Source organism: Mesorhizobium sp. WSM4849, assembly GCF_055811385.1.
Map to the genome: position 1 here is coordinate 25316 of NZ_JBVVPW010000041.1, position 24728 is coordinate 50043.

Sequence of the window (24728 nt, forward strand, 5' to 3'; positions counted from 1 at the left end):
AGGATAACGGCTGGCTCAGGCACTTTCGGCATCACAAAAGAGTGGACAGAGGCTTCAGGCAAATCTCCAACATTGGCGATTGGCGAAAGCCTTGAACACAGCCAATCTCTCCTCCACAAGGGGCGAGATTGGCAGCTTCTGCGTCGCTCTCACTTGCCCTACCCTCCCATCTCCATCATGTATCATCAAAACAGAAGCGACGGGATATGCGTTTGACCATCCCCAACATGATCACGATCATGCGTTTCGTGCTGGTGCCGGGCGTGGTGCTGGCCATGCTGCAGGCGCGCTGGGACTGGGCTTTCGCCGGCTTCCTGATTGCGGGCATTTCCGACGGCGTCGACGGTTTCATTGCCCGCCATTTCAATCAGTTTTCCCAGCTTGGCGCCTATCTCGATCCGATGGCCGACAAATTGCTGCTGGTCTCGGTGTTCGTGGTGCTGGGCTTCATCGGTGAATTGCCGCTGTGGCTGGTCGTCACCATGGTGTCGCGCGATGCACTGATCGTCTGCGCCGTCGTTCTGTCCACCGTCATGACCCACCCGGTCGAGATGAAGCCGCTGTTCGTGTCGAAGGCCAACACCGCCATCCAGATCGGGCTGGCGGCGGTGGTGCTGGGCGAACTTGCCCTCGCCATCAATCTCGACCCGCTCAGGCCGGTACTCATATTGCTGTCCGGGGTCTTGACCGTGGCTTCGGCCGCGGCCTATCTCGTGGCTTGGCTGAGGCATATGAGCGGCTATGGCGAAGGCTCCACACCGGGCACCTGACCAGGACATCGACGCGGCGGCCGAGGCTGCGGCTGCCGATGCTGCCGCGTCCGGCGTGTTTCGCCGCCAGATCCGCTTCTGGCTGATCAGCGCCATCATCCTCGCGATCTTTCTCTATGTCTTCAGCGGCATCCTGCTGCCGTTCGTCGCCGGCATGGTGCTCGCCTACTTCCTCGACCCGGTCGCCGACCGGCTGCAGCGGCTCGGCCTGTCCAGGCTGATGGCGACGATTGTCATCCTGTTTGCCTTCATCGTCGTTCTGGTGCTGGCCTTCGTCATCCTCATTCCGGTGCTGGCTTCGCAGATGGCCGATTTCGCCAGCAAGCTGCCGGAATACCTGACCCGGCTGCAGAGCCTGATCACCAGCTTCGACCCGAGATGGCTGGAAGAGCAATTCGGCGTCGACGCCAATGGCCTGCGCGAAGGGTTGAACTCGCTGCTGACCTCCGGCTTCGGCCTGCTGACCACGGTGTTCACCTCGATCTGGAGCTCCGGCGTGGCGCTGGTGTCGGTGGTCAGCCTGTTCGTCGTCACGCCCGTCGTCGCCTTCTACATGCTGCTCGACTGGGACCGCATGGTGGCGATTGTCGACAGCTGGGTGCCGCGCGACTATGTCCAGACCGTCAGGGCAATCGCCAACGACATCAACACCGCCACCGCCGGCTTTGTGCGCGGCCAGGGCACGCTGTGCCTGGTACTGGGCGCCATGTACGCCACCGGCCTGACCTTGACCGGCCTGAATTTCGGCATCCTCATCGGCCTGTTCGCCGGGCTGATCTCCTTTATTCCCTATGTCGGCTCGCTGACCGGGCTGGTGCTGGCCGTCGGCGTCGCCTTCGTCCAGTTCTGGCCGGACTGGACCATGGTCGCGGCGGTGGCCGGCGTGTTCTTCGTCGGCCAGTTCATCGAGGGCAACATCCTGCAGCCGAGGCTGGTCGGAAAAAGCGTCGGCCTGCATCCGGTGTGGCTGATGTTTTCGCTGTTTGCCTTCGGCGCGCTGTTCGGCTTCGTCGGCTTGCTGATCGCCGTGCCGGCCTCGGCCGCCGTGGCCGTTCTGGTGCGTTTTGCCATCGCTCGATACCTGGAGTCGCCGCTCTACAAGGGCCACAACACCGAACCTGTCCCGCCGCTGCCGGCGCGTCGCCGCGGGAGCGGTGGACCGCGCAGTTGAGCCAGATGCCGGACAACAACAAGATCGACCCGCCGCGCCAGTTGCCGCTCGATCTCGGCCACGGCACCGGCTATTCGCGCGACGAACTCGTCGTCTCCGGCACCAACAGCCAAGCGGTGGCGCTGGTCGATCGCTGGCCGGACTGGCCGTCGCCGGTGGTCGTGCTCGCCGGTCCGGCTGGTTCTGGGAAAACCCACCTGGCCTCGATCTGGCGCGCCCGCGCCGGCGCAGTGAAGGTCGACGCCGGGCGGATCGGCGACTGCATGGCCAGCCTCGGCGCGCGGCCGGCACTGATCGACGATGTCGATGCCGGTCCGGTCGATGAAGAGGGGCTGTTCCATCTGATCAACGCGGTGCGCGGGGCCGGCTCGACCTTGCTGCTGACCGCGCGGCGTTTTCCGTCCGCCTGGGGCGTCAGTCTTCCGGACCTCGCTTCGCGGCTGAAGGCGGCGGCGACAGTCGAGATCCATGAGCCCGACGATCTCTTGCTGGCCGGCGTCATCACCAAACTGTTCGCCGACCGCCAGGTCGAAGTCGAGCCGCATGTCGTGCAATATCTGGTGCGCCGCATCGAGCGCTCGCTGGCAACAGCGATGCGGGTGGTGGAGCGGCTGGATCGCACCGCGCTCGAGCGCAAGACGCCGATCACAAGGGCGCTCGCCGCCGAAACCGTCAGCGCCATGGATGAGGGGCAGGGCGAGTTTGAGATTTAGACTGCAGTGGGCTTTGGCGTGCTGCCTCGGAGGGCTGCAGGCTCTTCCACTTTCGCCGCAACTTCATTTAAAGTCGCTATCAGCCTGTTGATTTGCGACAGGGCGGTGGTCATCTCTGGACCGTATCGCGTCACTAAATATTCTCGGTTTCCAGTAAGTTGGGACAGATGGTGTGCCGTGCGTTTCCGCAGGACCAGTCCCGAGGCGATCGCCTTTGCGGTACGTGTCGCAAAATCGTGCTGCAGACCACGCAACGCCTTATGATCAGAACCAGTCAGGAGGAGATGGGCATTGAGGTAGAGTTCGATTGCGTGAAGGGCGGTGAAACGGCAGGGCACCAGGGAAAGCGCGTTACCCTTGCGTCGATGTTCCAGCAGGCGGATCGCTGCATTTCTGAATTCGCTTGCGAGTCCCAGTACCTGTTCGGCTGTTGCTTCTTCACCAGGGTAGGAAGCATTCATTCTACTTGCCCCGCCTCACATCGGCGTCCCGCCGTTCCCGCAGGATGACACGACGCCGGACGCTACGTCAAAGTCGAAACACCGATTGGTCGAACGCGGAAAATGACCACCCCTGCCGGTGTTCCATTTCGGGAAACGAAGACTGGCATCTGTCTTGCAACGTCAGTCTTGCCGGCTAACCCCGGTCCTGATTGCGTATCAAATCAGGTTGTAGGCTCGCCGGGAGATGAGGCGGTTGGGGTTCTCTTCCCGGCGAGCTTGCCTTCAATGAGGGGTCGGTAGTCGCGCGTACGGCACTGGCAACCGCGCTCACGGATAAACGTAGCCCGTTATAATGGACCGTTGAATGGTCTATTTTCATCGTAAATATGGACCAGAGGATGGTCCATAGAAGAGGGGCCGATGCAGGTATCCGTTACAGACGCCAAGGGACAGCTGACAAAATTGGTGCGTCGTGCCAAGGCAGGTGACGAAGTCATTCTGACCCGTCACGGTCATGCGGCCGTGCGCCTGGTTCCCGTCAAGGCAGAGCCGGACAGGAAAAGCCGTCGGGCATTGCTGGAGGCGATGCGCGCATCCGGCGCCGCGAGGGCGAAGGATGGGCCATCTGCTGCGCGAAGCCAGGATTTCCTCTATGGCGATGATGGCCTGCCCGAATGATCGTGGTCGATACCTCGGCGCTGATGGCGATCGTTCTTGACGAGCCGGGGCTGATGTCTGCATCGCGGCGCTCGAGGCCGAAGACGACATCCTGATTTCCGCCGGCACGGTGGCCGAAGCGCTAATCGTCGCGGCGCGGCGCAATGTCGGCGAAGAGCTGTCCGGCCTGATCGACAGGCTTGGTTTCGAAATTGCGGCAGTGGCGCCGGCCTCTGCGCGCCGTATCGCCGAGGCCTACGCGAAATGGGGTAAGGGCAGTCACCCCGCGCTCAATTTCGGTGACTGCTTCGCCTATGAAGTGGCGAAGGAACATGCCTGCCGCCTGCTTTATGTCGGCGACGATTTTTCGAGGACCGATATCGAAAGCGCTCTTTAAGGAAGCAAGCAAAGCCGATAGGTGCGATCCTGTTTTGAAGCCCCGTCGAGCCGTCCGGCCGTCCCAATCGAGACTCGTCACAACCGCCACTGCCACCGCTCAGATCCCACCGTCCGGCGGCGCTGCCCGTTCCACGCCGAAGCGCCTGCGGTAATCGCCGGGCACCAGGCCGGTTATCCTGGCGAAAACCTTGCGGAAGGAGCCGGGATCGTCATAGCCGACATCCCAGGCGATCTGGTCTATGGATCGGGTCGTCGCTTCCAGCATCTCACGCGCATTGCCGACGCGCAGGTGCTGGCAATACTCGGTCGGCTTGAGGCCGGTGGCGTTGCGAAAGCGGCGCAAAAAGGTCCGCTCCTCCAAGGCCGCATGCTCCGCCATGGTGGCAAGCGTCACATCGCGCGCGCCTCTCGCCTGGAGCCAGTGCTGCACTTTGAGGATAGCTTCGTCGCGATGGCTCAGCCTGGGAGCAAAGGGGCTATAGAAGCGTTGCTCGCGCCCCGGCGGGTCCACCAGCATGAAGCGGGCGGTTTCTATCATCACGGTCGGCCCGAGCACCCGGTCGACGAGCTTCAGGCCGAGATCGGTCCAGGCCATGTAGCCGCCGGCGGTGATGATGTCGCCATCGTCGATGACCAGCTTGTCGGCATCCAGCACGATGTCGGGGAAGCGTATCGCCAACGCGTCGCGATAGGCCCAGTGCGTGGTCGCCGCACGACCCGACAGCAGACCGGTCTCGGCAAGCACGAACGCGCCGGCGCAGACCGAGCCGAGCGTCGCGCCTGCCGCATGGCGGGCCCTGAGCCAGTCCGCATAGGGCGCGGCCGCCTCGCGCGGAATCGGATCACCCAGGGTCGGAGGCAAGATGACCATGGCAGGTCCATGGCCGGGGCCGGGCTCGCTGTCGAAGGTGCGGATGACGGTTTGGCTCGCCTCTTGCAACTGCCAATGGCTGACACGAAGCCTCAGCACGTCCGGTGACCGTTCGGCAGCCAGCCGGTTGGCCAGCTGGAAGAGATCGGTCAGCCCAAGAACGGCCGCTCCTTGAACGCCAGGATATACAACGAGGCCGATTTCGACCGCGCCGCGATCATCTGTCAGTTTTGCCATGTACAATGTCTGTTTTGCCAATCCTTACCTTGACTCCGTTGCGGTAGCTTGTCCACAGAAGGAACGAACCTTCCCCCAAACCAATCCAGCCAACCACATCAAGGAGTACGACGATGAGCACATTCACCACCAAGGACGGTACCGAGATTTTTTACAAGGATTGGGGCACAGGCCAGCCAATCGTGTTCCATCACGGCTGGCCGCTGAGCGCAGATGACTGGGACAACCAGATGCTGTTCTTCCTCGACAACGGCTATCGCGTCATCGCGCATGACCGGCGCGGACACGGCCGCTCGACCCAGACAGCGACCGGCAACGAGATGGACACCTATGCCGCCGATGTCGCGGCTCTGGTCGCTCACCTTGATCTCAAGAACGCCGTCCATATCGGCCACTCGACCGGCGGCGGCGAGGTGGCGCGTTACGTTGCCCGCTACGGTGGCGATGGACGGGTCGCCAAGGCGGTGCTGATCGGAGCGGTGCCGCCGATCATGCTCAAGACCGACAACAACCCCGGCGGCCTGCCGATCGAGGTCTTCGACGGCTTCCGTGCCGCTTTGGTCGCCAACCGCGCTCAGTTCTACAGGGATGTACCGGCCGGCCCGTTCTACGGCTTCAATCGCGAGGGCGCCAAGGTCTCGCAAGGGGCTGTCGACAATTGGTGGCGCCAGGGCATGATGGGCGGAGCCAAGGCCCATTACGACTGCATCGAGGCTTTTTCCGAGACCGACTTTACTGAGGACCTGAAGAAGCTCGACGTGCCTGTCCTGATCATGCACGGCGATGACGACCAGATCGTGCCGATTGCCGACTCCGCTCTGCTTGCAGCCGAGCTGGTGAAGCACGGCACGCTCAAGGTCTACAAGGGCCTTCCGCACGGCATGTGCACCACCCACCCGGAGATCATCAATCCGGATCTCCTGGCGTTCATCCAAGGCTGACGCCTCGCAGCTTCAGGCGGGCACGCCCGGAAATCCGGGCCGCCCGTCGGTCGCTGGGGTGCTTCGTCCGTCGCAGATGCTGTCCGGCGCAGCTGCGCCGGCACGGCTGCTGCTCGTCGCGGTGAATGAATGGTCGGAGTGGAGAGATTCGAACTCCCGACCCTCTGGTCCCAAACCAGATGCGCTACCAGGCTGCGCTACACTCCGATGCCTTGCGGGCTATAGGGTTCCGGGCTTTGGAAGGCAACCCCCGAAACGACAAAAACGGAACGAACGCCATACAGTGGCAGGGAGTTGCACGAAAAGTCCACCAAAAGTCCCACGGCTGTTCATCGCGCTCCTCATGGATAGAAAAATGAAGTAGCCGCGCCTTGTCGCCCTCTGGCGCTACCGGCTCGCGTTCAACTAGTCGGCGGCGCGTCAACCGGCGGCGGTGCTTGGAACATCAACCGCTTCGCCAGCAAGAAAGCTGCTTGAATTGAGCGATCCACCAACGAGACCATCCTCAGAATTCTGCATCTTGTTCTCGAAATCCGCGCGACCGACAACCTGGAAAAGGCTTAGCTAGCCAATCGCAAACACCCCTCGGGCAGCCAATAGCTTGTGCTTTTCAAAGATCGCTAGCTTCTGCGGGTAAGTGATCCGCACCTTGGCGTTGCACCCGTCACATCTGAAGTGCGCGATCGTTTTTAGCGCAGAGCCCTTCCTTACCGCCGGATGCGAGCAATCCGGACATTCGAATGTGAGCGCAACATCAGACAAGTCTTCGGCTAAGCCCATTTCCGTCCCCTTCGCAAGCGCTGTGGCTGGCGAGTCTCAATTAGCAATTCAGATGTAGCAATTCAGATGCCAATCCATTGTCCCAAAGCGAGACGAGAACGATTTGCTTTGGGATTGGCCAAGCGCCTTGGGCGCCCGACACAACGTGCTCGTCGGCAGCTCCCGCTAAGAGCTGATTACCGCGGCCCGAGTCCTTGCGGGCTATAGGTTGCGGGCTTGGCTGCGCAACCCCTTGAAAAGACGAGAACGGAACAAACGGTAGGCCCGAGCCGAGAGCGGGGCCGGAAATGCAGCCAGCCGGGTCGCAACGGTTTCGCAGCGCCGTCTCGGCGCCCAGGTTCCTGTCCGGTCAGACCTTCACCAGGCGGCTGTCGCATACATGAAGGCGACGCCGGCCGCCAGCCCACCCAGGACCGGCGGCGTGAAGAAGGCATCGAGACCCTTCTGGCTGCGGCGCATCAGATAGGCGCCGACCTCGACGATGACCTGCAGGATCGTCCCGGCGCCGATGGCAAGCGCCAGCGCCGACCATTGCGGCGCATAGGCCAGGCTGCCGAGCCACATGCCGAGAACCGCAGGCCCGCCGGCTAGCAAGGTCAGGCCGGCGAACGTCCACAGCGGTGGCCGCTCCTTGTTAGTTCTGCGTTGTAGCAAACTGCTCAGGCTGATTGAGGGGATGGGTTCTTTTGCCGTGAACCCTCGCGCGATCATCGTCGGTGGCCCGCCGTACCGAAGGGGTACGGCAGGCAGCGGCCTTGCCGCCGGCGGCATTGCGCAGTAATGACGGGAATACAGCGGCGGTGCCGCTTGCACGTAGCAACGAGGTGTCCATGTCCGCGCGCATTTTCAGCCCAGCCAAAACCGCGATGCAGTCCGGCAAGGCCAAGACCGGCCACTGGGTGCTGGAATTCGATCCCGAGATGCGCAAGAAAATCGATCCGCTGATGGGCTATACCACGTCGGGTGACATGCGGAGCCAGATCAGGCTCACCTTCGATACCCGGGAAGAGGCGGTGGCCTATGCGGAGAAAGAGGGGCTGGCCTACCGTGTCGAGGAGCCGAAGGAATCCAAGCGCCGCCAGATTTCCTATGCGGAAAATTTCCGCTATGACCGCAGGACGCCCTGGACACATTGACCGGCAAATGCCGGGCAGCCGTCCCAGCGCATAACTCAGCCGGCCCTTGGCGTCGGCCCAGCGGTCCCGTAGCTCAGCTGGATAGAGCACCGGCCTTCTAAGCCGATGGTCACAGGTTCGAATCCTGTCGGGATCGCCAGTATTTTCAAGGTCCATTCTGGACACATAGGTTACGGTTTATACCGGAGACATGGGTAACACTTTCGGCCCGAAGGATTGTCTAGTGGCAATGCTCGAAATGCTCCGCGTCGGGTCGGCAGACGCGACGCAGCCGGCAGCCTATCATTTTTCACGATTCGCGAACCGGGCAAATCCCGACCCACCCCGCGCTCGATGATCGCTTGATCGCCCCGTCGCGCTTTAGGTGCGGCGGACTTTTTGTTTCCGTATGGAACACTGGCACGCGCAAGACGTTCGCCTCCTGCGGTAATATTTCCTGTGCACATAGGAATGCTGCGAGATCGGATTGTCTCCTCCGATCAGCCCGCGTCCTTCCCCTCCGTGGGGCGCGGGCTTCTTCGTTCATGGCACCGATACGATCAAGGCTCGTCGGACGTGCAACCCCTGCGTGTTGGCACCGCGTGTTCAGCCTCGATCGCGTCGGGCAGCGCCGCTCTGAATTCACGATGCATGTTCATGCAACCACCGCCATGTCTTCGCGTTTAACCGCCTTCGATCCTGGTGAGCGACAAAAATGACGGCGTTTGTCCCGATTACAATCTACCTGAATCACACGCCGGTGGTGGTCGCGTCGATAGCCGGCGCTGCGAAAGCGCTTCAGCAACCATGGCCATCCATGGACAACCCGTCCCGGCTTGAAGCAATCCGAATGATCGAGGAATGCCTGGCCGGACATTGCAGTCACCAGGCTGCGTTCGCCGCTTTCGAGGCGGCTGCAACGGAACAGGGACTTCATAAGCAGAAGCCTCCCAGCGAAGGCCTCAAGAAATTCGACGGGATTGCTGAAGATCTGATGTGGGGTCGCCCTCGCCCGCTCGCAGATCTTCCGCGAGGGGCGCATCTCGCGTCTGCGATTCTGCAACGGGGTGCGGTTTTTTTGGTGTATGATAATGACGCACGAACAAAATCTCTGGGCGAAGGGGGTTTGTCATGCCGATTGGTGGAAAAGCCGAGCATGCGGGTGTCTTCAACCCGACCGAGTTGGCCCTACTGGCGCGGGTGTTCGAGCGGTTGAAGATTGACAGTGAATCTGCGCATCGACGTGAAGCGCTCGCGTCCCGAATTATTGCCAACTACATGGCCGGAGTGGTGGACGAAGAAGAACTTCTGTCGGTTTCGAAACAAGCGCTGGGGCGGTAGGACCGGGTAAAGCAAGGCTCACCGAGTTGAGCATTCCAACCGCCGGTTGGTAGACGCGACGCAGCCGGCGCGCGTAGGATTTCCTACAATCCGGGCACGCCCCCCCGCCCACCCTGTGCCTGGTGAACGACTGATCGCCCGCCGTGCCGAAAGGTGCGGCGGGCTTTTTGACTTCCGTATGGAACACCGGCTCGGGGAGGGCGTTCGGCTTCCGCAGCATCTTCTCCTCTCCCGGAGGCGCGGGCTTTTCGAGCGGTGGTTATCTGGTTGACAGGCCCGGTTGGGAGATAGCCAACAAACCGTGCTACATGGGCGATGAAATTCCCCCGCCCGGCGTACGACCTTGCCAACACATTGAGCGAGATCGGGCTGGCGCGGGCGCTACGTGCCACCCTTGCGCATCAGAGGGCGCGAATGATCGCCTTACTTAGCGATCTGCCCAAACCCGAATGGAAGCCAGAGATGCCGCCGCCGTCCGCGCTCATTTGCGAGCTGCCGGCGCTGCCCAGCCGTAGGCGTTGACTGATTTTTTCCGTTCCGGAAAATGCTGATGCATGTCGCGCAAAAGTGTACAGCGGTTTTGCGATAACGACATGCATAAAACAGCAACCTAAAGCGTCGCACGAGGCCGGTCAAACGCGACGCGCTTTAAGGCTTGCCTGTCGCAACCGATGGTAGTAGATTGATATGATTAATTCTAAAAGTTGAGCAGATGTGACAGGTTACTGGGTGCCATGGGCGAGCGCGGTGAGGAATACCTCCCTGAATGGATTGCAGGCCATCTGTCCGATGATCCGGTAATTGCCGGAGACATCTCGGCCAGAATTTGGAACATGAAGAACGTTGGGCTCCCGTCCCGTGGGATCAGGAGAAGCCAGCGGAAAGAAGCGTTGATCGAGGGCGGAGGTGAAGCTTTGGAAGCTCAGTCGACTCGCGCGATCACCGTCATCTTCCCAGACTCAACACCCATCATGCTACTGGCTGTCTTGGCGCTTTCTGTGCTGCTGCTCCTGGGCGTGGCAGGGTCCGGGCTATTAGATGAGGCGGTTGCGTCAAGGCTCTGACGGAAAGCGAGTTCGACCTGCTTGGCGTCGAGCGCGGAGAGGCAAGCCCGCATTTGCGCTCGTGGGCGAGCCGGGCACCCGGAAATTATGTCGGCAGTGCCTTCGTCAGCGTCAATCGCGAGATGCGCGAACGGCTTTGCAAGCGCGTCCAGGAGGCATGCCGGCGAGGCACCCAAGGACATGAAGAAGCGGCCGGCAACGCAGTGGGTGAAACCGGGCATGAAAGCCTGCGTGAAGCACTTGCGCGGCGAGGACGATCTTCGGCACGCCTTGCTTCCCAAAACTTTAGGAATACTAGGTGCGACGTGACTGTTTTCGCTCGTTAAAAATTGAGTATGGACTCTGATCCTGACAGGATTATGAATTATCCGGGCACCGTTGTCGGGATGTCAGCGCACACCGTGCTCCTGCCCATCAATGGAGGAGGACATGAGAAAGCCTCTGGCGCTCATCTTTGAGGACGAGCCGATGATCGTTATCGATATCGAGGCGTCACTCAGAGAGGCTGGCTTTGCGGTGGCCTCAGAGCCAAGTTGCAGTCGTGCACGACTAATTTTGGCCCTTGTTGAGCCGGACGTCGTCATCCTGGACGTGCTCTTGCAGGACTGCATCAGCTCTTCGGTTGCTGAAGAACTCGTGGCCCGTAATATCCCTTTTGTAATTTATAGTGCCACGGACATCGAGGGCCGCGGTGAGGCCTTCAAGGCCGGTACTTTTGTCGCGAAACCTGCGGACGAATCCGTGCTTGTAGCTTTGGCGGATTCCATGGCTAGGGCATCCACGGCTGCGAGAACGCTTCGAGAAAGCTCGAGAGACGGGCGAGTGCTCTAAAATCCGGTGTCAGAAACTCAAAACCGCGCGACTGGCTACACCGAACGCATAAAGAGGCGACGAACCGCGCTGCGCCCCCGGCATGAGGCTCCACATCAGGCATCTCCGTGACGAGAAAGAGTTGCGCCACGCCTCGGTGCTGGGCTCCAGCGACGAGGACGCCTCGGTCGCGCTCGCACGGACCACCCGCCAAATCGAGGAATGGCGGGTGGTCCTTTATCAGCGCAGGAAGGGACTTAGCTGCGCAGATCTCAGTTTCGTTCTTCGGTCCAATTCGTCAAAGTCCGATTATCCCTAGCTAACGACATTCCAATCGCCAGGAACGCGGTGGAGACGGCCAAGACCGGAGCGAGCAACCAGCGGGCTCGGTGAACGCTATTTTCCATGGGCTCTCCCATGAACTCACAGCGAGCAACTACTACGAGCAGCCGCAGTTCCGGGTGGCGCGATGTCCGGACTATTACGCGAAACCAGGTGAGACTTAGGTCCCGTCTCGGATCAGACCGAAGCCCAGCCAAGGAACGTTTGCAGCTGCCTGAGGTTTGAAGAGCCTGGCGCGAAGACGATGCCGTTCAGCGCAGGGAGGAGTATGATCATCATGTCGAACCGTGAGATTGGAGCGTCCCAGGCACTGCGAATGCGCGTGGCCGACCTCAATGAGAGGATGCGCGGCGCCCGGATTACCGAGAGTGAACTGAAGACCTTTCGAAAGGTCGCGGCCGTCATGGAGGGCGGCAAGGGCAGAATCGATGCCGACGATTTGATTGCCGCATCCTTCGTCGTCGAGACGCTGGACTAGCCAAACCGCCTACAAGCTCTCCAGAATGCGAGGCGCTGCAATGTCCCTCTCTCCCAGCCTATTCTCTGTTGGCCTGACTTTCCAATGCCCGCAATGCGACTTCGCCGTCATCAAGAACGGCAGCTGGTTTCAGGTCGTTTCCCACTACAGGTGTGAGGGATGCGGACGCGAGATCCGGATTACCTATCGCGACAAGATTGCGATCTTCCAGAAGCACGCGCACTTGGCCATGCCGCCGCCGGGAGCGCGTTAGATGCGACAGATGTGCAGACCCCTTCACCGGATGTGAGCTCGAATTGCTGGGGTCGAGTGCGAGGCGCCGGCATTCGCTCTGATGGGCGAGATCGGCACGCGCAAGTATGTCGGCTCGGCCTTCACTGATTCCAGCCGCGCGATGGTATCACCAATCGCCCGGGCGCCTCGGTAGACAGGATTCGCCGACGTCGCGGGCATCTCTTGTGCTTGCGTTCATTCATGTCGCAGTGAGGAGGGGCATTGGCGATTCGCCAATGGCGGGGCACGGCGGATCTGAACGGGGCTTTTCCACGAATGACATTGATGGGCGCGGCGGCACTGCTGATCCTGACCTATGCCGGCGTCGCCGTCGGCAGGTTCCCCGGCTTGCGCCTCGACCGGGCAGGCATTGCGCTGCTCGGCGGTGCGGCGATGATCGCCATCGGCGCGCTCAGCCTGGAGGATGCCTACCGTGCCATCAATTTCGATACCATCACGCTGCTGCTCGGCATGATGATCGTTGTGGCACATCTGAAAGTGTCGGGCGCTTTTCGCGCGCTCGGCGCCGTCGCCATCGAGCACGCGCACGCGCCGTTCATGCTGCTGGTGATGGTGACGCTGCTGACCGGCGTTCTGTCAGCGTTCCTGGTCAATGACGCGATCTGCCTGGTCATGGCGCCGATCGTCGTCCACGTCACCCGCGTCATCAACCGCAACCCGCTTCCCTATCTGATCGCTACCGCCACGGCGTCGAATTGCGGCAGCGTCGCCACCATCACCGGCAACCCGCAGAATATGGTCATCGGCGCGCTGTCGGGGATATCCTATCCGGCCTTCTCGGCAGCCCTGGCGCCGGTCGCGCTATTCGGCCTCATCGCCGTCATCGTCATAGTACGGATCGTCTATCGCGCCGAATTCGCGCGCAAGGCCGAGCTCAGCCCCGAGGTCTATCGCGGCCGCATGCTGCCGGGACAGGTGGTCAAGGCCGTGGTCGTCTGCATCGGACTGGCGATAGCCTTCTTTGCCGGCGTCCCGGTTGCCAAGGCGGCGCTCATAGGCGGCGCCATTCTTCTCGTGACCCGCGCAATCAAGCCGGCGCGCATCTACCGCGAGATCGACGGGCCGCTGCTGTTCATGTTCGCCGGCCTGTTCATCGTCGTCGCCGGCGCCGAGAAGACGCTGCTCAGCCCCGACATCGTCGCCTCGGCAAAAAACCTCGGGCTGGACGACGTCTGGCGGCTGTCCGGCTTCACCGCAGTGCTGTCCAACATCATGAGCAACGTTCCGGCCGTGCTGGCGCTGCGGCCGTTCATACCAGGCCTGGAAGACCCCGAGCGCGCCTGGCTGGTCGTCGCCATGAGCTCGACGCTGGCCGGCAATTTCACGCTGCTCGGTTCAGTCGCCAATCTGATCGTCGCCGAGTACGCGCGGGTCTCCGGCACACCACTGTCGTTCGCCGCCTTCTTCAAGGTCGGCTTGCCGCTGACGCTGGTCACGCTGCTTGCCGGGACGGCATGGCTGGCGCTCGGGTTTTAGGCCGCCGGCGCAGCAGCCTAGGCGGTTCAAGCGCAAGCCTGATCAGACTATTTGGCGTGGGTGGGCCAGAACGCCCAAATCAGCAAAGCTGCCAAAGCCAGCCAGAGCGCCACGACAAGAAACATTCCCGTCCTGCTTTGCGGGTTAGTTTCGAGCGCGGCAGCCTGCGCGCGAAACTCGTCCATCAGCGGCGGCGGAACAAGCCTTATGGCCAGGATTACGCCGAGCGGGACGATGATCAGGTCGTCGAGATAGCCGAGCACCGGAATGAAATCCGGGATCAGGTCGATTGGGGAAAGCGCATAGGCGGCCACCATCCCTGCAACAAACTTTGCAAACCAGGGCACCCGAGGATCGCGTGCGGCGAACCACAGGGCGACGACATCAAGCTTGATGTCGCGCGCCCGGCTCTTTGCCGCTTCCAGCCATGCTTTCATAGGGTTACTTTAGCACAGATTGTCGTCCGCCTGCATCCGAGCGGTTGCCGGTCGCGCAAAACCAGACCGTCCATAGCGCGTCCCAAAGGGCGTGCGGCGCTTTAGCACTCCGACGATTCGGTGCTGCTCGCCGGCTTCGCGCCCGAAACATAGGAGTCGAGAAAGTCCTGCGAGGCGACATCGTCGGCGAGGCTCCTCAGCTTTTCGGCCGCGGCCGCCCCCAAAATCGCCTCGACGCGCCGGTTGGCCTCGACCCACACGACATATGCCTGCTGGTATCGCGCTTTTCCGAGCGGCGTCAGTACAGCATGTTTCGTTCGCCGATCGTGGGTATCGTGGCGGACCTCAACCAGACCGTCTCGCACAAGCGGCCGCAGAGCGTGCGTCAGCGCTGAGATCTGGATCGCTAGGCGGCCGGCGAGGACCTGCAGCGTCGGCCCATCCTCGCCGTAAGCGGCCGCGAGCCCGTCGATCTGGCCGAGCAGAAGGGTTTGCGTTGAAGTCAGCCCGGTTGGGACCAGTGCCGCGTCATACAACTGGCCAAGCCGGCGCGCCGCACGGCGCAGCGACGAATTGATGCAGACGAAATCACTCGGCATGCCGGGCGCTTCTGCATCTGGCTCGTCCCGACCTTCGAGGGTCGCAAGCGATTCGACTTTTTTTTTCATTGTTTCAAAATAGTTGAGGGCTGAACCATTGCAAGGGGCACAGATCTGGCTAGTTGATTGAGCGCTCAACATTTGAGCGCTCAACCAACGTCCAGGAGATAACCCATGTCGAACTCCGCTTCCAAGCCGATCGCCGTCGTCACCGGCGCTTCCGCCGGCATCGGCGCCGTCTATGCCGATCGCCTCGCTGCCCGTGGTTATGATCTTGTGCTCGTGGCGCGCCGCGCCGAACGCCTGAAAACCCTCTCGGCAAAGCTGTCGCGGGCCCATGGCGCCAAGGTCGAGGTGATCGGCGCCGACCTGACCAAGGAGGAGGGCTTGGCGCTTGTCGAGAAGGTGCTCGCCACCAACCCCGCCATCACCCTGCTTGTGAACAACGCCGGCAACGGCACGCTCGGATCGACGATAAACACGTCCGACGAGAATGCCGCGTCGACGATCGCGCTCAACATCACGGCGCTGACGCGCCTGACCCGAGCGGCGCTGCCGGCATTCCTGTCGCGCAACGCAGGGGCGATAATCAACATAGCCTCGGTCATGGCGCTGCACTCGCTGCCGATCACCTCCCTCTACAGCGGCACCAAGGGTTATGTGGTGAACTTCAGCCGTGGCCTGCAGGAGGAGCTTGCCGGAACCGGCGTCAGGCTGCAGCTCGTTCTTCCTGCCGCGACCGCCACCGAATTCTACGAGTTCGCCGGCATGCCGCTTTCGCCGTTCGACCCGGCAGTGGTGATGACCGCGGAAGACATGGTCGATGCGGCCCTGGCTGGGTTCGATCAGGGTGAAGCCATCACGCTGCCGTCGGTCCACGACCGCGCGCTGTGGGAAACCTATGACGCCGCCCGCGCCACCTTGTTCGCCGCGACGCAGACCGGCGAGCCGGCGCCTCGCTACCAGGCGGCTTGACGCCGCCCGACCGCCCTGCGCGCGCAGGGCGGTCTCTGCTGGCTGGGTTAGGGCGACGTCACCGTCATTTGGCCTTTCATGTTGGGGTGGAAGCGGCAGAAATAGTCGAACGCTTCCGCCTTCTGAAGGATCATGCTCGCCGATGTCTTCGGCGGGATCATCACCTCCCAGCCGCCTTTGACGGTCGCCGTGTGGGCGAACACGTCCTTGTTGACCCACTCGATCGTGTCGCCGACCTTCGCTTCGACAGTGGCTGGCGAGAACACCAGCTTCTCGATCGTCACCTCGATCGTTTCGGCCTTGGCTGGTGCGGGGGCAATAGTTAGCGCCATGGCAAGCCACAGATGCCGTTTCGATACCGTCGGTGCTGTTCTCATTTCAGCATGCCGGCGACATGTTCGGCATGCTGTTCATGGCCATGGAATAGCTTCAGGCCGGTCTCCAGCAGGCTCTTCAGTTCGGCATTTTCGGCCGAGGGGATCAGCAGGGTTTCGAGTGCGCCGTTGACCTGCTTGTGATAGGCGACCTCGTTGTCGACATAGGCCTTGTCGAACGCGGCGCCGTCGAGCTTGGCGAGCTTCGCCCGTTCCTCGTCCGCCGCCTTGGTCAGCGCCTTGCTGGTGGCGTTGTCCTCTGGCGTCACGTTGAGCTTCTTGACCAGGCCAAGCGCTTGTTTGTTTACGGCTTCATGGTCTCGCACCATGTCTTTGGCGAAATCGAGAATCTCCTTGTTCTTCGATTTCTTCAGCGCTTGCGTGGCCGCCTCGACGTCAAGCACGCCGGCTGTGTAGGCGATGTGGGCGATCTGCGGGTCGCTCGGTTTGTCGGAGGCTTGCGCCAACGTCGCTGCGCTGAGCAGGAAAAGCGCTGCCAGTGCGGTGGTCGATCGAATAAACATGACGTTCTCCTTCGCCGGATGCGGTTGGCTCCGGGCATTTTCAGTTGACGATGATTGGATGCCGGAAGGTGGCAAACGTTCCCGGGAATTCGGGAAAATCAGTCAGTAAAGCCAAGCCGCTGCATCACCGCGGCGGTCAGCCGTTCACACCGGCGGCCGGCGAAGGGGAAGGCATCGAGCAGCACCGGGCCGATCTGGTCGGCCAGCGCCTTGCGGACGAGGGCGCGGGCGCGGTGCAGCCGGGTCTTGACGGTTTCGGGCCGCACATCAAGCAATTCGGCGGTCTCGTCTATGCTGAGACCCTCAATCACCCGCGCCACGAATACTGTCCGGTAGACATCGGGAAGGCGATCGGTCGCCCGTTCGACAAGATCGAGGATCTGCCGTTGCGCCATCATCCGCTCCGGATCGTCGCTGGGATTGAGGGGGAACTTGATGATTTCGGCTTGTAGATTTTGCGGCATCGCTACCGTTCGCCGCCTTTTGCGCAAACGCCCAAGCGCCTCGTTGATGACGATGCGTGACAGCCATGTGGCGAGAGAGGATTCGCCGCGAAAATCCCCGAGCTGGGCAAAGGCCCTGACATAGGCCTCCTGCACGACGTCTTCAGCCTCGCTGTCGTTGCGGACGACGCTGCGGGCGATACGATAGAGTCGCTGGTTGTGCATTTTGATAATCGTGTGGAAGGCTCCGCCCTCGCGCGCCAGCGCACGGCCGACAAGCTGCATCTCGCCAGACGCGGCGGGCATGACGGTCGCAGACATGACCGGTTTCCTCATCGCGAGCCAATCTCCTGACCCGAGGCAAATCCTCCGATCGAAACATTGGACGGCTTAACCGGCAAAAGGTTCCCGAACATTTTTCCCGGCGGCCGGCACCGACTACGCTACCGCTTCCACCAGCAGCTTGTCTGCAGCTTGCGCGCGCCGTTGCGGCCAGCAGATCGGCCTGCGCGATCAGGCCGAAGATGCGCCTGTTAGAGACCCTTTCGTCGCTTAAGTAGCGGCCGCCGCCGCAGTGAAGCCGCGCGCCAGATCGGCCTTCAAATCCTCGACATCCTCGAGCCCGATCTGCAGGCGGATGAGCGGGCCGTCATAAGGACCCTTGGCGACGACGCGGTCGCCGAGGAACACCGGCACCGCAAGGCTCTCATAGCCGCCCCAGGAATAGCCGAGGCCGAATATCCTGAGCGCGTCGAGGAAGGCATGCTGCTGTTTCTGGCCGCCGCCCTTGAGCACGATTGAAAAGATGCCGCTCGAGCCGCAGAAGTCGCGCTTCCAGAGATCGTGATCGGGGTGGCTGGCAAGCGCTGGGTGTAGCACGCGCGCCACGCCCGGCTGGCCCTCCAGCCAGCCGGCGATGGCCAGTGCGCTGCGCTGATGGCGGTCCAGCCGTACGCCCATCGTGCGCAGGCCGCGCAGCACCTGATAGACATCGTCCGGCCCGGCGCAGCAGCCCATTGTGTAGAAGGTCTCGCAAAGCTGTTTCCAGCAGGCCTTGTTGGCCGACACGGTGCCGAGCAGCACGTCGGAATGGCCAGCCGGATATTTCGTCGCCGCATGGATCGAGATGTCGACGCCATAGTCGAGCGGGCGGAAGTAGAGCGGCGTCGCCCAGGTGTTGTCCATCATCACGATCGCACCTGCCGCGTGTGCGGCGTTGGCAATGGCCGGTATGTCCTGCACCTCGAAAGTGTTGGAGGCCGGCGATTCGGTGAACACGACCCTGGTGTTGGACTTGATCAGCGCCGCGATACCGGCACCGGCATGGGGGTCGTAGTACTCGACCTCGACGCCCAACCGGTTGAGCATCGTGTCGGCGAAATTGCGGGTCGGGTGATAGACGGAATCGACGATCAGGACATGGTCGCCGGCCGACAGGAAGGCGAGCAGCGGCACCGTCACCGCTGCCAGGCCCGACGGCACCACAATCGTGCCGGCCGAGCCTTCCAGCCCGTCGATCGCGCTGGCAAGCGCGTCGGTGGTCGGCGTGCCGCGCGTGCCGTAGGTGTATTTCTGACTGCGCGCCGCCATCGTCGCTGCGTTGGGATAGAGCACGGTCGAGGCATGCACGACCGGCGGATTGACGAAGCCGAAATAGTCGTGCGGATTGTTGCCCGAATGGGCAAGCCGCGTGTTGATGCCCATTTCGTTGCCGTCTTTTGTCATTGCGCTTCGCCTCTGATGAAGCGCTAGCCATAGTGCGGCGGCATTGGCCGCGCAACCGTTCGCCATCCGCCAGCCGGCGGACTTTGGATATGCCAATCGATTCCATGACAAGTCAGTCATGCGCGGTAAATCCGAGGGACGGTTTTGCCGGCGCAATCCCGATTTGCGTTGACCGAGCTTTGCCGGCTTTGTTCGCACTGCTGGCTAATTTCCGGGCGCGTTTGTCTGCAATACAGGCATTTGCGGCAATTGGTTTTCAAACTGTTTCGGTTTCGGTCATTTTCCTTGACCTCACTGGAATAATCGCCTTCGATGCAGTTCGTGAATGGGAGGCAGCGCGTCGGTTGCGATGCGGGGTTCCGGGAATGGGCCGGAACGGGAAGCTGCGTTCACACGGAAAAAAGTCAGGTTCGCCTGAAAAAAACAGAAAAGGGTCTGTGGGTTATGAAACACATTGCAATCGGCATTCTGGGCGCCGCCGCGCTTGGATTGGTGGCTTCGGCCGCGTCGGCGGCCACGCTCGACGACGTCAAGGCCAAGGGCTTCATCCAATGCGGCGTCTCGACCGGTCTGGCCGGCTTCTCGGCGCCGGACGACAAGGGTGACTGGCAAGGCATCGATGCGGATTTCTGCCGCGCTGTCGCGGCCGCCGTTTTTGGCGACGGCACCAAGGTCAAGTTCACGCCGCTCAGCGCCAAGGAACGCTTCACCGCACTGCAGTCAGGCGAGATCGACCTCCTGTCGCGCAACACCACCTGGACCATCAACCGCGATACGGCGCTTGGGCTGAACTTCGTCGGAGTCACCTACTATGACGGCCAGGGCTTCATGATCAATGCCAAGAAGCTGCCGGGCGTGAATTCCGCACTACAGCTTTCGGGCGCGGCGGTCTGCGTGCAGAGTGGCACCACGACCGAACTCAACCTTGCCGACTATTTCAAGTCGAACAAGATGGAATACAACCCGGTCGTCTTCGAAAAGCTGGAAGAGGTCAACGCCGCCTATGACGCCGGCCGCTGCGACGTCTACACCACCGACCAGTCGGGCCTCTACGGCATCCGCCTGACGCTCGGCGCACCCGCCGACCACGTCGTGCTGCCCGAGATCATCTCCAAGGAACCGCTCGGACCGGCCGTGCGCCAGGGCGACGACCAATGGTACCACATCGTCAAGTGGACCTACTTCGCGCTGCTGCAGGCAGAGGAACTCGGCATCACCAAGGCCAATGTCGAGGAGATGAAGACCTCGGACAATCCCGAGATCAAGCGCGTGCTCGGCGAGGAAGCTGATACCAAGATCGGCACCGATCTCGGCGTCTCCAACGACTGGGTCGTCAACATCGTCAAGGCCGTCGGCAATTACGGCGAACTGTTTGAACGCAATGTCGGTTCGGGCAGCCCGCTGAAGATCGCGCGCGGCATCAACGCGCTGTGGACCAAGGGCGGCCTGCAATACGCTCCGCCCATCCGCTGATCGAAATGTGATCCGGAAGGCAGATCGTCTGCCTTCCGGTTTCTCTTTCCAGGGGATGGTCGAATGGCATCGCAGGAAATTCTTCGCGAGGAGCCAAGCCGCGGCTCCTTCATCAACGATCCGAAGGTCCGCGGCATATTTTTCCAGGCGGTGGTCGTCATCGTGCTGGTGGCGTTGGTCTGGTGGATCGTCCAAAACACCATCGACAATCTGACGCGCCTGCACATTGCATCAGGCTTCGGCTTCCTCAGGGGCCGCGCCGGCTTCGACATCAGTGACAGCGCCATCGCCTATTCGTCGGATTCGACCTATGGCCGCGCCATTGTGGTCGGCTTCATCAACACGCTCATCGTTGCCGCCGCCGGCATCATTACCGCCACCATCATCGGCTTCATCCTCGGCATCGGCCGGCTTTCGCACAACTGGCTGATCCGCAAGATCTGCATGGTCTATGTCGAGGTCTTCCGCAACATTCCGCCGCTGCTGGTTATCTTCTTCTGGTATTCCGGCGTGCTTGCCGTGCTTCCCATACCGCGCGAGAGCATCAACCTGCCGTTCGGCTCCTTCCTCAACCAGCGCGGCTTCTATTTTCCGCGCGCCGTCTGGGGCGACGGCTCCTGGTTGATCTTCGTCGCTTTGCTTGTCGGCATCGCCATGGCGTGGTTCGTTGCCCGCAAGGCGCGTCAGCGGCAGATGGCGACCGGCCAGCAATTCCCGGTGTTCTGGACGTCGGCGGCGCTGATCGTCGGCCTGCCGTTGCTTGCCTATGCGCTGAGCGGCTTCCCGCTGAGCTTCGACTATCCAAAGCAATCGACCTTCAACCTGACTGGCGGCTTCCAGGTCAAGCCGGAGTTCCTGTCGCTCTACCTGGCGCTGTCCTGCTATACTGCGGCCTTCATCGCCGAAATCGTGCGCGCCGGCATCATGGGCGTCAGCAAGGGCCAGAGCGAAGCAGCCGGTGCGCTGGGTCTGCGTCCAGGATCGATCCTGCGGCTTGTGGTTGTTCCGCAAGCCATGCGCATCATCATTCCGCCATTGACCAGCCAGTATCTGAACCTGACCAAGAACTCTTCGCTCGCCATCGCCATCGGTTATCCGGATCTGACGGCGACCGCCGGAACGGTGCTGAACCAGACCGGCCAGGCGATCGAGTGCGTGCTGATCATGATGGTGGTCTATCTCGTGCTCAGCCTGCTGACCTCGGCGGTGATGAACGTGGTCAACGCCAGGATGGCGCTGGTGGAGAGGTAGCGACATGCAGGAACACGATACCTCCTGGGTTCGGACCGAAATGGCGCTGTCGCAACAGGCGCCCGCCGGCGTGCGCGGTCTGGGGGCCTGGATCCGCAAGAACCTGATCGCGTCGACCGGCGACACCATCCTGACCATCGTCGGCATCGTACTGGTCGCGATGATCCTGCCGCAGATTATCAATTGGGCCTTCATCAGTGCCCAGTGGACCGGCACGGACCGCACCTTCTGCGCCACGGTGGCGCAGGGCGGCATCCAGCCGGACGGCTGGTCCGGCGCCTGCTGGGCCTTCGTCAACGCCAAGTTCGGCCAGTTCATGTTCGGCCGCTATCCGATCGAGGAGCGCTGGCGGCCGATCCTGGTCGCCATCCTGTTCGTGGTGTTGCTGGTGCCGTTGCTCATCCCGCGCGTGCCGCGCAAGGGGTTGAACGCCATCCTGTTCTTCCTGGCACTGCCGATCGTTGCCTTCATCCTGCTGACCGGCGGCGTGTTCGGCCTGCTGCATGTCGAAACTCCGCTGTGGGGCGGGCTGCTGGTGACGCTCAGCCTGTCCTTCGTCGGCATTGCTGTTTCACTGCCGGTCGGCATCGTGCTGGCGCTCGGCCGGCGCTCGAAGATGCCGATCGTCAAGACGCTGTGCGTCATCTTCATCGAGACGGTGCGCGGCATCCCGCTGATCACCGTGCTGTTCATGGCCAGCGTCATGCTGCCGCTTTTCCTGCCGGCCGGCGTCAGCTTCGACAAGTTGCTGCGCGCGCTGATCGGCGTATCGCTGTTTGCCGCTGCCTATATGGCCGAAGTGGTGCGCGGCGGCCTGCAGGCGATCCCCAAGGGCCAGTATGAGGGTGCCGATTCGCTCGGCCTCGGCTACTGGCAGAAGATGGGCCTGATCGTGCTGCCGCAGGCGCTGAAGCTGGTCATTCCCGGCATCGTCAACACCTTCATCGGCATGTTCAAGGACACCAGCCTTGTCTACATCATCGGCATGTTCGACCTGCTCGGCGTCGTCAAGCTGCACTTTTCCGACGCCAACTGGGCGACGCCGCAGACCGCCAGGTCCGGCCTGGTGTTTGCAGCCTTCGTCTTCTGGCTGTTTTGCTTCGGCATGTCGCGCTATTCGATGTTCACGGAACGCCGGCTCGACACCAGCTACAAACGCTAAGAACAAAAAAGGGAACCTTCCATGGCCACAGAAAATGCCGTCAGCGCGGAAGAGATCAAGGTCAATGCCGCCAAGATGCATATCTCCGACACCGATGTCGCCATCGACATCATCGCCATGCACAAATGGTACGGCGAATTCCATGTGCTGAAGGACATCAACCTGAAGGTGATGCGCGGCGAGCGGATCGTCATTTGCGGCCCTTCGGGCTCCGGCAAATCGACGATGATCCGCTGCATCAACCGGCTGGAAGAGCACCAGAAAGGCAAGATCATCGTCGACGGCAAGGAATTGACCAACGATCTCAAGAAGATCGACGAGGTGCGCCGCGAGGTCGGCATGGTGTTCCAGCACTTCAACCTGTTCCCTCATTTGACCATCCTGGAAAACTGCACGCTGGCGCCGATCTGGGTGCGCAAGACGCCGAAGAAGCAGGCCGAGGAAATCGCCATGCACTTCCTCACGCGCGTCAAGATCCCGGAACAGGCCAACAAATATCCCGGCCAGCTTTCCGGCGGCCAGCAGCAGCGTGTGGCCATCGCCCGCTCGTTGTGCATGAACCCGCGCATCATGCTGTTCGACGAGCCGACCTCGGCGCTCGATCCGGAAATGATCAAGGAAGTGCTGGAGACGATGGTTGGCCTCGCCGAAGAGGGCATGACCATGCTCTGCGTCACCCACGAGATGGGCTTTGCCCGCAAGGTCGCCAACCGGGTGATCTTCATGGATCAGGGCCAGATCGTCGAGCAGAACACCCCGGCCGAGTTCTTCGACCATCCGCGCCACGAGCGCACAAAACTGTTCCTGTCGCAGATCCTGCACTGATCGCTCTCATGCAAATCAAAAAAGAGCCCGGCCGAAACCGCCCGGGCTCTTTTTGCGTCTGAGCCGTCAGCCCCCGATTGCGCCCCAATTGCGAGGCCGTTCCCTCATGAGAAAGCTTGGGCGTTTTCTCGCCATTCTGGTGGTGGCAATAGTGCTTGCCGTGATGCTGGGCACAGTCATTCCACGGCCGCTCTTGTCGGCGGCCGCCGCCGATCCCGTCGCCACCAGGCACATCCTGGTGCTGAAAAATCCGATCCACACCGATATCGCCATTCCGGTCGATGACGATGTGCGCAGACGCTTCCATTTCCTGATCGATGGCGGCATTCCGGCCGACATGGCCGAGGTCCGCTACATCGTCTTCGGCTGGGGCGGCCGCGCCTTCTATCTGGAGACGCCGACCTGGTCGGATCTGAAGGCCGTCCCGATGATGAAGGCGCTGACATCAGACGCATCGGTGATGCATGTCGATGTCGCCGGCAATATTGTCGAGCCGCACCCCGACGTCGCCGGCTTCGACATCAGCGAGGCGCATTTTGCAGCGCTGCTCGACTTCATCGCCGCAAGTTTCCAGCAAGGGCCGAACGGTCCGATCCTGATCGAGAATGCCGCCTATTCCAGGTTCGACCGCTTCTACGAAGCCAACGGCCATTTCAATGCGCTGGTTGGCTGCAACACCTGGACGGCGGCGGCTCTGCGTATCGCCGGCCTGCGGACAGGCTGGTGGAATCCGCTGCCGGCCTCACTAGACCTGTCGATGCGGATTTACAATTGATGGCTGCGGGTAATCAGCGCCTCATTCCGGCGCGCCCCCTCTGTCCCGCCGGACATCTCCCCACAAGGAGGGAGATCGGCCGTCACCTCGGCTTTCGCCAATCTCCAACGTTGCAGGATGAAGCGCGGCGCCGAAACTGCCAATCTCCCCCCTCGTGGGGGAGATGTCCGGCAGGACAGAGGGGGCGCTGTCCCATAGGCGCTAACTTAGGGCATGAGCGTTATCCTTGCTGCGGCGGATTGGCTTTTTCGTCGCCTCGGTGG

General features: G+C 61.7%; 27 protein-coding genes, 2 tRNA genes and 1 pseudogene. 20 read left to right on the plus strand and 10 right to left on the minus strand.

The genetic code is table 11. The annotated features are described in order from the left end of the window. Positions 1-212: 212 nt before the first annotated feature. The 3 genes from AC0L3L_RS31710 to hdaA are packed head-to-tail and all read left to right on the plus strand — an operon-like array spanning position 213 to position 2654. Positions 213-770: a CDP-alcohol phosphatidyltransferase family protein gene (locus tag AC0L3L_RS31710; RefSeq protein ID WP_473486775.1), complete on the plus strand. Its 558-nt coding sequence runs from the start codon at positions 213-215 to the stop codon at positions 768-770. Then, a complete protein-coding gene (locus tag AC0L3L_RS31715; RefSeq protein WP_473486746.1) occupies positions 742-1941 on the plus strand; it encodes an AI-2E family transporter in 1200 nt (399 codons plus the stop codon). The genes AC0L3L_RS31710 and AC0L3L_RS31715 overlap by 29 nt, the downstream gene beginning before the upstream one ends. 5 nt (positions 1942-1946) lie before the next feature. Continuing rightward, positions 1947-2654, plus strand: coding sequence for a DnaA regulatory inactivator HdaA (hdaA, locus tag AC0L3L_RS31720; RefSeq protein WP_473486776.1), 708 nt, complete (start codon positions 1947-1949; stop codon positions 2652-2654). On the opposite strand, the gene AC0L3L_RS31725 is transcribed toward hdaA, so the two are convergent. Then, a complete protein-coding gene (locus tag AC0L3L_RS31725) occupies positions 2651-3115 on the minus strand; it encodes a hypothetical protein (RefSeq protein WP_473641089.1) in 465 nt (154 codons plus the stop codon). The genes hdaA and AC0L3L_RS31725 overlap by 4 nt on opposite strands. 402 nt (positions 3116-3517) lie before the next feature. Here AC0L3L_RS31725 and AC0L3L_RS31730 point away from each other — a divergent pair, with 402 nt between their 5' ends. Together AC0L3L_RS31730 and AC0L3L_RS31735 are read left to right on the plus strand one after the other, a co-directional pair. After that, positions 3518-3775, plus strand: a complete 258-nt coding sequence (locus AC0L3L_RS31730) for a type II toxin-antitoxin system Phd/YefM family antitoxin (RefSeq protein WP_473641091.1) — start codon at positions 3518-3520, stop codon at positions 3773-3775. Next, positions 3772-4151, plus strand: a pseudogene (locus AC0L3L_RS31735) (type II toxin-antitoxin system VapC family toxin). The gene AC0L3L_RS31730 and the pseudogene AC0L3L_RS31735 overlap by 4 nt, the downstream one beginning before the upstream one ends. Before the next feature lie 99 nt (positions 4152-4250). Here AC0L3L_RS31735 and AC0L3L_RS31740 read toward each other — a convergent pair. After that, entirely contained in the window at positions 4251-5261 is a 1011-nt protein-coding gene (locus AC0L3L_RS31740) for a GlxA family transcriptional regulator (RefSeq protein WP_473641093.1), read from the minus strand. A gap of 113 nt (positions 5262-5374) precedes the next feature. Between AC0L3L_RS31740 and AC0L3L_RS31745 the strand changes: the two genes are divergently transcribed. Then, complete coding sequence (locus AC0L3L_RS31745; protein WP_473641095.1) at positions 5375-6202, plus strand: alpha/beta fold hydrolase; 828 nt, start codon at positions 5375-5377, stop codon at positions 6200-6202. Between the two features lie 130 nt (positions 6203-6332). Here the strand turns inward: AC0L3L_RS31745 and AC0L3L_RS31750 are convergent. Continuing rightward, positions 6333-6409, minus strand: a tRNA-Pro gene (locus AC0L3L_RS31750). A gap of 930 nt (positions 6410-7339) precedes the next feature. Next, a complete protein-coding gene (locus tag AC0L3L_RS31755) occupies positions 7340-7636 on the minus strand; it encodes a hypothetical protein (RefSeq protein ID WP_473527996.1) in 297 nt (98 codons plus the stop codon). 176 nt (positions 7637-7812) lie between these two features. Between AC0L3L_RS31755 and AC0L3L_RS31760 the strand changes: the two genes are divergently transcribed. The 8 genes from AC0L3L_RS31760 to AC0L3L_RS31795 all read left to right on the plus strand — a co-directional run bounded on the left by AC0L3L_RS31760 (position 7813) and on the right by AC0L3L_RS31795 (position 13902). Next, positions 7813-8118: an ETC complex I subunit gene (locus tag AC0L3L_RS31760; protein WP_027152615.1), complete on the plus strand. Its 306-nt coding sequence runs from the start codon at positions 7813-7815 to the stop codon at positions 8116-8118. Positions 8119-8180: 62 nt separating this feature from the next. Next, positions 8181-8257: transfer RNA gene (locus AC0L3L_RS31765), tRNA-Arg, on the plus strand. Positions 8258-8812: 555 nt separating this feature from the next. Continuing rightward, on the plus strand, positions 8813-9313 hold the full coding sequence (locus AC0L3L_RS31770) for a DUF982 domain-containing protein (RefSeq protein ID WP_473641097.1): 501 nt from the start codon (positions 8813-8815) through the stop codon (positions 9311-9313). After that, positions 9229-9438 (plus strand): hypothetical protein, encoded by a 210-nt coding sequence (locus AC0L3L_RS31775; protein WP_473486754.1) that lies wholly within the window; start codon positions 9229-9231, stop codon positions 9436-9438. The genes AC0L3L_RS31770 and AC0L3L_RS31775 overlap by 85 nt, the downstream gene beginning before the upstream one ends. A gap of 734 nt (positions 9439-10172) precedes the next feature. Further along, entirely contained in the window at positions 10173-10502 is a 330-nt protein-coding gene (locus AC0L3L_RS31780; protein ID WP_473486755.1) for a hypothetical protein, read from the plus strand. A 429-nt stretch (positions 10503-10931) separates the two neighbouring features. Next, positions 10932-11333 carry a response regulator gene (locus tag AC0L3L_RS31785; RefSeq protein WP_473641099.1) on the plus strand — a complete coding sequence of 134 codons (402 nt, stop codon included), beginning with the start codon at positions 10932-10934 and terminating at the stop codon, positions 11331-11333. Between the two features lie 598 nt (positions 11334-11931). Further along, on the plus strand, positions 11932-12132 hold the full coding sequence (locus tag AC0L3L_RS31790; protein ID WP_123150929.1) for a hypothetical protein: 201 nt from the start codon (positions 11932-11934) through the stop codon (positions 12130-12132). Between the two features lie 549 nt (positions 12133-12681). Then, on the plus strand, positions 12682-13902 hold the full coding sequence (locus tag AC0L3L_RS31795; RefSeq protein WP_473641118.1) for an anion transporter: 1221 nt from the start codon (positions 12682-12684) through the stop codon (positions 13900-13902). 47 nt (positions 13903-13949) lie between these two features. On the opposite strand, the gene AC0L3L_RS31800 is transcribed toward AC0L3L_RS31795, so the two are convergent. Continuing rightward, positions 13950-14339: a YkvA family protein gene (locus AC0L3L_RS31800; RefSeq protein WP_473641101.1), complete on the minus strand. Its 390-nt coding sequence runs from the start codon at positions 14337-14339 to the stop codon at positions 13950-13952. A 101-nt stretch (positions 14340-14440) separates the two neighbouring features. Next, on the minus strand, positions 14441-14938 hold the full coding sequence (locus AC0L3L_RS31805; RefSeq protein WP_473529818.1) for a MarR family winged helix-turn-helix transcriptional regulator: 498 nt from the start codon (positions 14936-14938) through the stop codon (positions 14441-14443). A gap of 174 nt (positions 14939-15112) precedes the next feature. Between AC0L3L_RS31805 and AC0L3L_RS31810 the strand changes: the two genes are divergently transcribed. After that, positions 15113-15913 carry an SDR family NAD(P)-dependent oxidoreductase gene (locus AC0L3L_RS31810; protein WP_473641103.1) on the plus strand — a complete coding sequence of 267 codons (801 nt, stop codon included), beginning with the start codon at positions 15113-15115 and terminating at the stop codon, positions 15911-15913. Positions 15914-15960: 47 nt separating this feature from the next. Here the strand turns inward: AC0L3L_RS31810 and AC0L3L_RS31815 are convergent, their stop codons facing one another. From AC0L3L_RS31815 to AC0L3L_RS31830, 4 genes are all read right to left on the minus strand, one after another. After that, positions 15961-16290, minus strand: coding sequence for a cupredoxin domain-containing protein (locus AC0L3L_RS31815; protein ID WP_473641105.1), 330 nt, complete (start codon positions 16288-16290; stop codon positions 15961-15963). Beyond that, positions 16287-16811 carry a DUF4142 domain-containing protein gene (locus AC0L3L_RS31820; protein WP_473641107.1) on the minus strand — a complete coding sequence of 175 codons (525 nt, stop codon included), beginning with the start codon at positions 16809-16811 and terminating at the stop codon, positions 16287-16289. The genes AC0L3L_RS31815 and AC0L3L_RS31820 overlap by 4 nt, the downstream gene beginning before the upstream one ends. Positions 16812-16909: 98 nt before the next feature. Further along, on the minus strand, positions 16910-17575 hold the full coding sequence (locus tag AC0L3L_RS31825) for an RNA polymerase sigma factor (RefSeq protein ID WP_473641108.1): 666 nt from the start codon (positions 17573-17575) through the stop codon (positions 16910-16912). Positions 17576-17806: 231 nt separating this feature from the next. Continuing rightward, entirely contained in the window at positions 17807-18979 is a 1173-nt protein-coding gene (locus tag AC0L3L_RS31830; RefSeq protein WP_473641110.1) for a cystathionine beta-lyase, read from the minus strand. 444 nt (positions 18980-19423) lie between these two features. Between AC0L3L_RS31830 and AC0L3L_RS31835 the strand changes: the two genes are divergently transcribed. From AC0L3L_RS31835 to AC0L3L_RS31855, 5 genes are all read left to right on the plus strand, one after another. After that, positions 19424-20452, plus strand: a complete 1029-nt coding sequence (locus AC0L3L_RS31835; protein ID WP_123150909.1) for an amino acid ABC transporter substrate-binding protein — start codon at positions 19424-19426, stop codon at positions 20450-20452. 63 nt (positions 20453-20515) lie between these two features. Continuing rightward, positions 20516-21703, plus strand: a complete 1188-nt coding sequence (locus AC0L3L_RS31840; protein WP_123150908.1) for an amino acid ABC transporter permease — start codon at positions 20516-20518, stop codon at positions 21701-21703. Between the two features lie 4 nt (positions 21704-21707). Beyond that, entirely contained in the window at positions 21708-22865 is a 1158-nt protein-coding gene (locus tag AC0L3L_RS31845) for an amino acid ABC transporter permease (protein WP_473641112.1), read from the plus strand. 75 nt (positions 22866-22940) lie between these two features. Beyond that, positions 22941-23690, plus strand: a complete 750-nt coding sequence (locus tag AC0L3L_RS31850) for an amino acid ABC transporter ATP-binding protein (RefSeq protein ID WP_174654397.1) — start codon at positions 22941-22943, stop codon at positions 23688-23690. Positions 23691-23796: 106 nt separating this feature from the next. Continuing rightward, complete coding sequence (locus AC0L3L_RS31855) at positions 23797-24465, plus strand: TIGR02117 family protein (RefSeq protein WP_473641114.1); 669 nt, start codon at positions 23797-23799, stop codon at positions 24463-24465. Positions 24466-24728: the final 263 nt, after the last annotated feature.

Bases quoted from the DNA above. Each gene is read 5' to 3' on its own strand.
- AC0L3L_RS31715 (WP_473486746.1), top strand. From the start codon at position 742: ATGGCGAAGGCTCCACACCGGGCACCTGACCAGGACATCGACGCGGCG.
- hdaA (WP_473486776.1), top strand. From the start codon at position 1,947: ATGCCGGACAACAACAAGATCGACCCGCCGCGCCAGTTGCCGCTCGAT.
- AC0L3L_RS31725 (WP_473641089.1), bottom strand. From the start codon at position 3,115: ATGAATGCTTCCTACCCTGGTGAAGAAGCAACAGCCGAACAGGTACTG.
- AC0L3L_RS31730 (WP_473641091.1), top strand. From the start codon at position 3,518: ATGCAGGTATCCGTTACAGACGCCAAGGGACAGCTGACAAAATTGGTG.
- AC0L3L_RS31740 (WP_473641093.1), bottom strand. From the start codon at position 5,261: ATGGCAAAACTGACAGATGATCGCGGCGCGGTCGAAATCGGCCTCGTT.
- AC0L3L_RS31745 (WP_473641095.1), top strand. From the start codon at position 5,375: ATGAGCACATTCACCACCAAGGACGGTACCGAGATTTTTTACAAGGAT.
- AC0L3L_RS31760 (WP_027152615.1), top strand. From the start codon at position 7,813: ATGTCCGCGCGCATTTTCAGCCCAGCCAAAACCGCGATGCAGTCCGGC.
- AC0L3L_RS31770 (WP_473641097.1), top strand. From the start codon at position 8,813: ATGACGGCGTTTGTCCCGATTACAATCTACCTGAATCACACGCCGGTG.
- AC0L3L_RS31775 (WP_473486754.1), top strand. From the start codon at position 9,229: ATGCCGATTGGTGGAAAAGCCGAGCATGCGGGTGTCTTCAACCCGACC.
- AC0L3L_RS31780 (WP_473486755.1), top strand. From the start codon at position 10,173: ATGGGCGAGCGCGGTGAGGAATACCTCCCTGAATGGATTGCAGGCCAT.
- AC0L3L_RS31785 (WP_473641099.1), top strand. From the start codon at position 10,932: ATGAGAAAGCCTCTGGCGCTCATCTTTGAGGACGAGCCGATGATCGTT.
- AC0L3L_RS31790 (WP_123150929.1), top strand. From the start codon at position 11,932: ATGTCGAACCGTGAGATTGGAGCGTCCCAGGCACTGCGAATGCGCGTG.
- AC0L3L_RS31795 (WP_473641118.1), top strand. From the start codon at position 12,682: ATGACATTGATGGGCGCGGCGGCACTGCTGATCCTGACCTATGCCGGC.
- AC0L3L_RS31800 (WP_473641101.1), bottom strand. From the start codon at position 14,339: ATGAAAGCATGGCTGGAAGCGGCAAAGAGCCGGGCGCGCGACATCAAG.
- AC0L3L_RS31805 (WP_473529818.1), bottom strand. From the start codon at position 14,938: ATGCCGAGTGATTTCGTCTGCATCAATTCGTCGCTGCGCCGTGCGGCG.
- AC0L3L_RS31810 (WP_473641103.1), top strand. From the start codon at position 15,113: ATGTCGAACTCCGCTTCCAAGCCGATCGCCGTCGTCACCGGCGCTTCC.
- AC0L3L_RS31815 (WP_473641105.1), bottom strand. From the start codon at position 16,290: ATGAGAACAGCACCGACGGTATCGAAACGGCATCTGTGGCTTGCCATG.
- AC0L3L_RS31820 (WP_473641107.1), bottom strand. From the start codon at position 16,811: ATGTTTATTCGATCGACCACCGCACTGGCAGCGCTTTTCCTGCTCAGC.
- AC0L3L_RS31825 (WP_473641108.1), bottom strand. From the start codon at position 17,575: ATGTCTGCGACCGTCATGCCCGCCGCGTCTGGCGAGATGCAGCTTGTC.
- AC0L3L_RS31830 (WP_473641110.1), bottom strand. From the start codon at position 18,979: ATGACAAAAGACGGCAACGAAATGGGCATCAACACGCGGCTTGCCCAT.
- AC0L3L_RS31835 (WP_123150909.1), top strand. From the start codon at position 19,424: ATGAAACACATTGCAATCGGCATTCTGGGCGCCGCCGCGCTTGGATTG.
- AC0L3L_RS31840 (WP_123150908.1), top strand. From the start codon at position 20,516: ATGGCATCGCAGGAAATTCTTCGCGAGGAGCCAAGCCGCGGCTCCTTC.
- AC0L3L_RS31845 (WP_473641112.1), top strand. From the start codon at position 21,708: ATGCAGGAACACGATACCTCCTGGGTTCGGACCGAAATGGCGCTGTCG.
- AC0L3L_RS31850 (WP_174654397.1), top strand. From the start codon at position 22,941: ATGCATATCTCCGACACCGATGTCGCCATCGACATCATCGCCATGCAC.
- AC0L3L_RS31855 (WP_473641114.1), top strand. From the start codon at position 23,797: ATGAGAAAGCTTGGGCGTTTTCTCGCCATTCTGGTGGTGGCAATAGTG.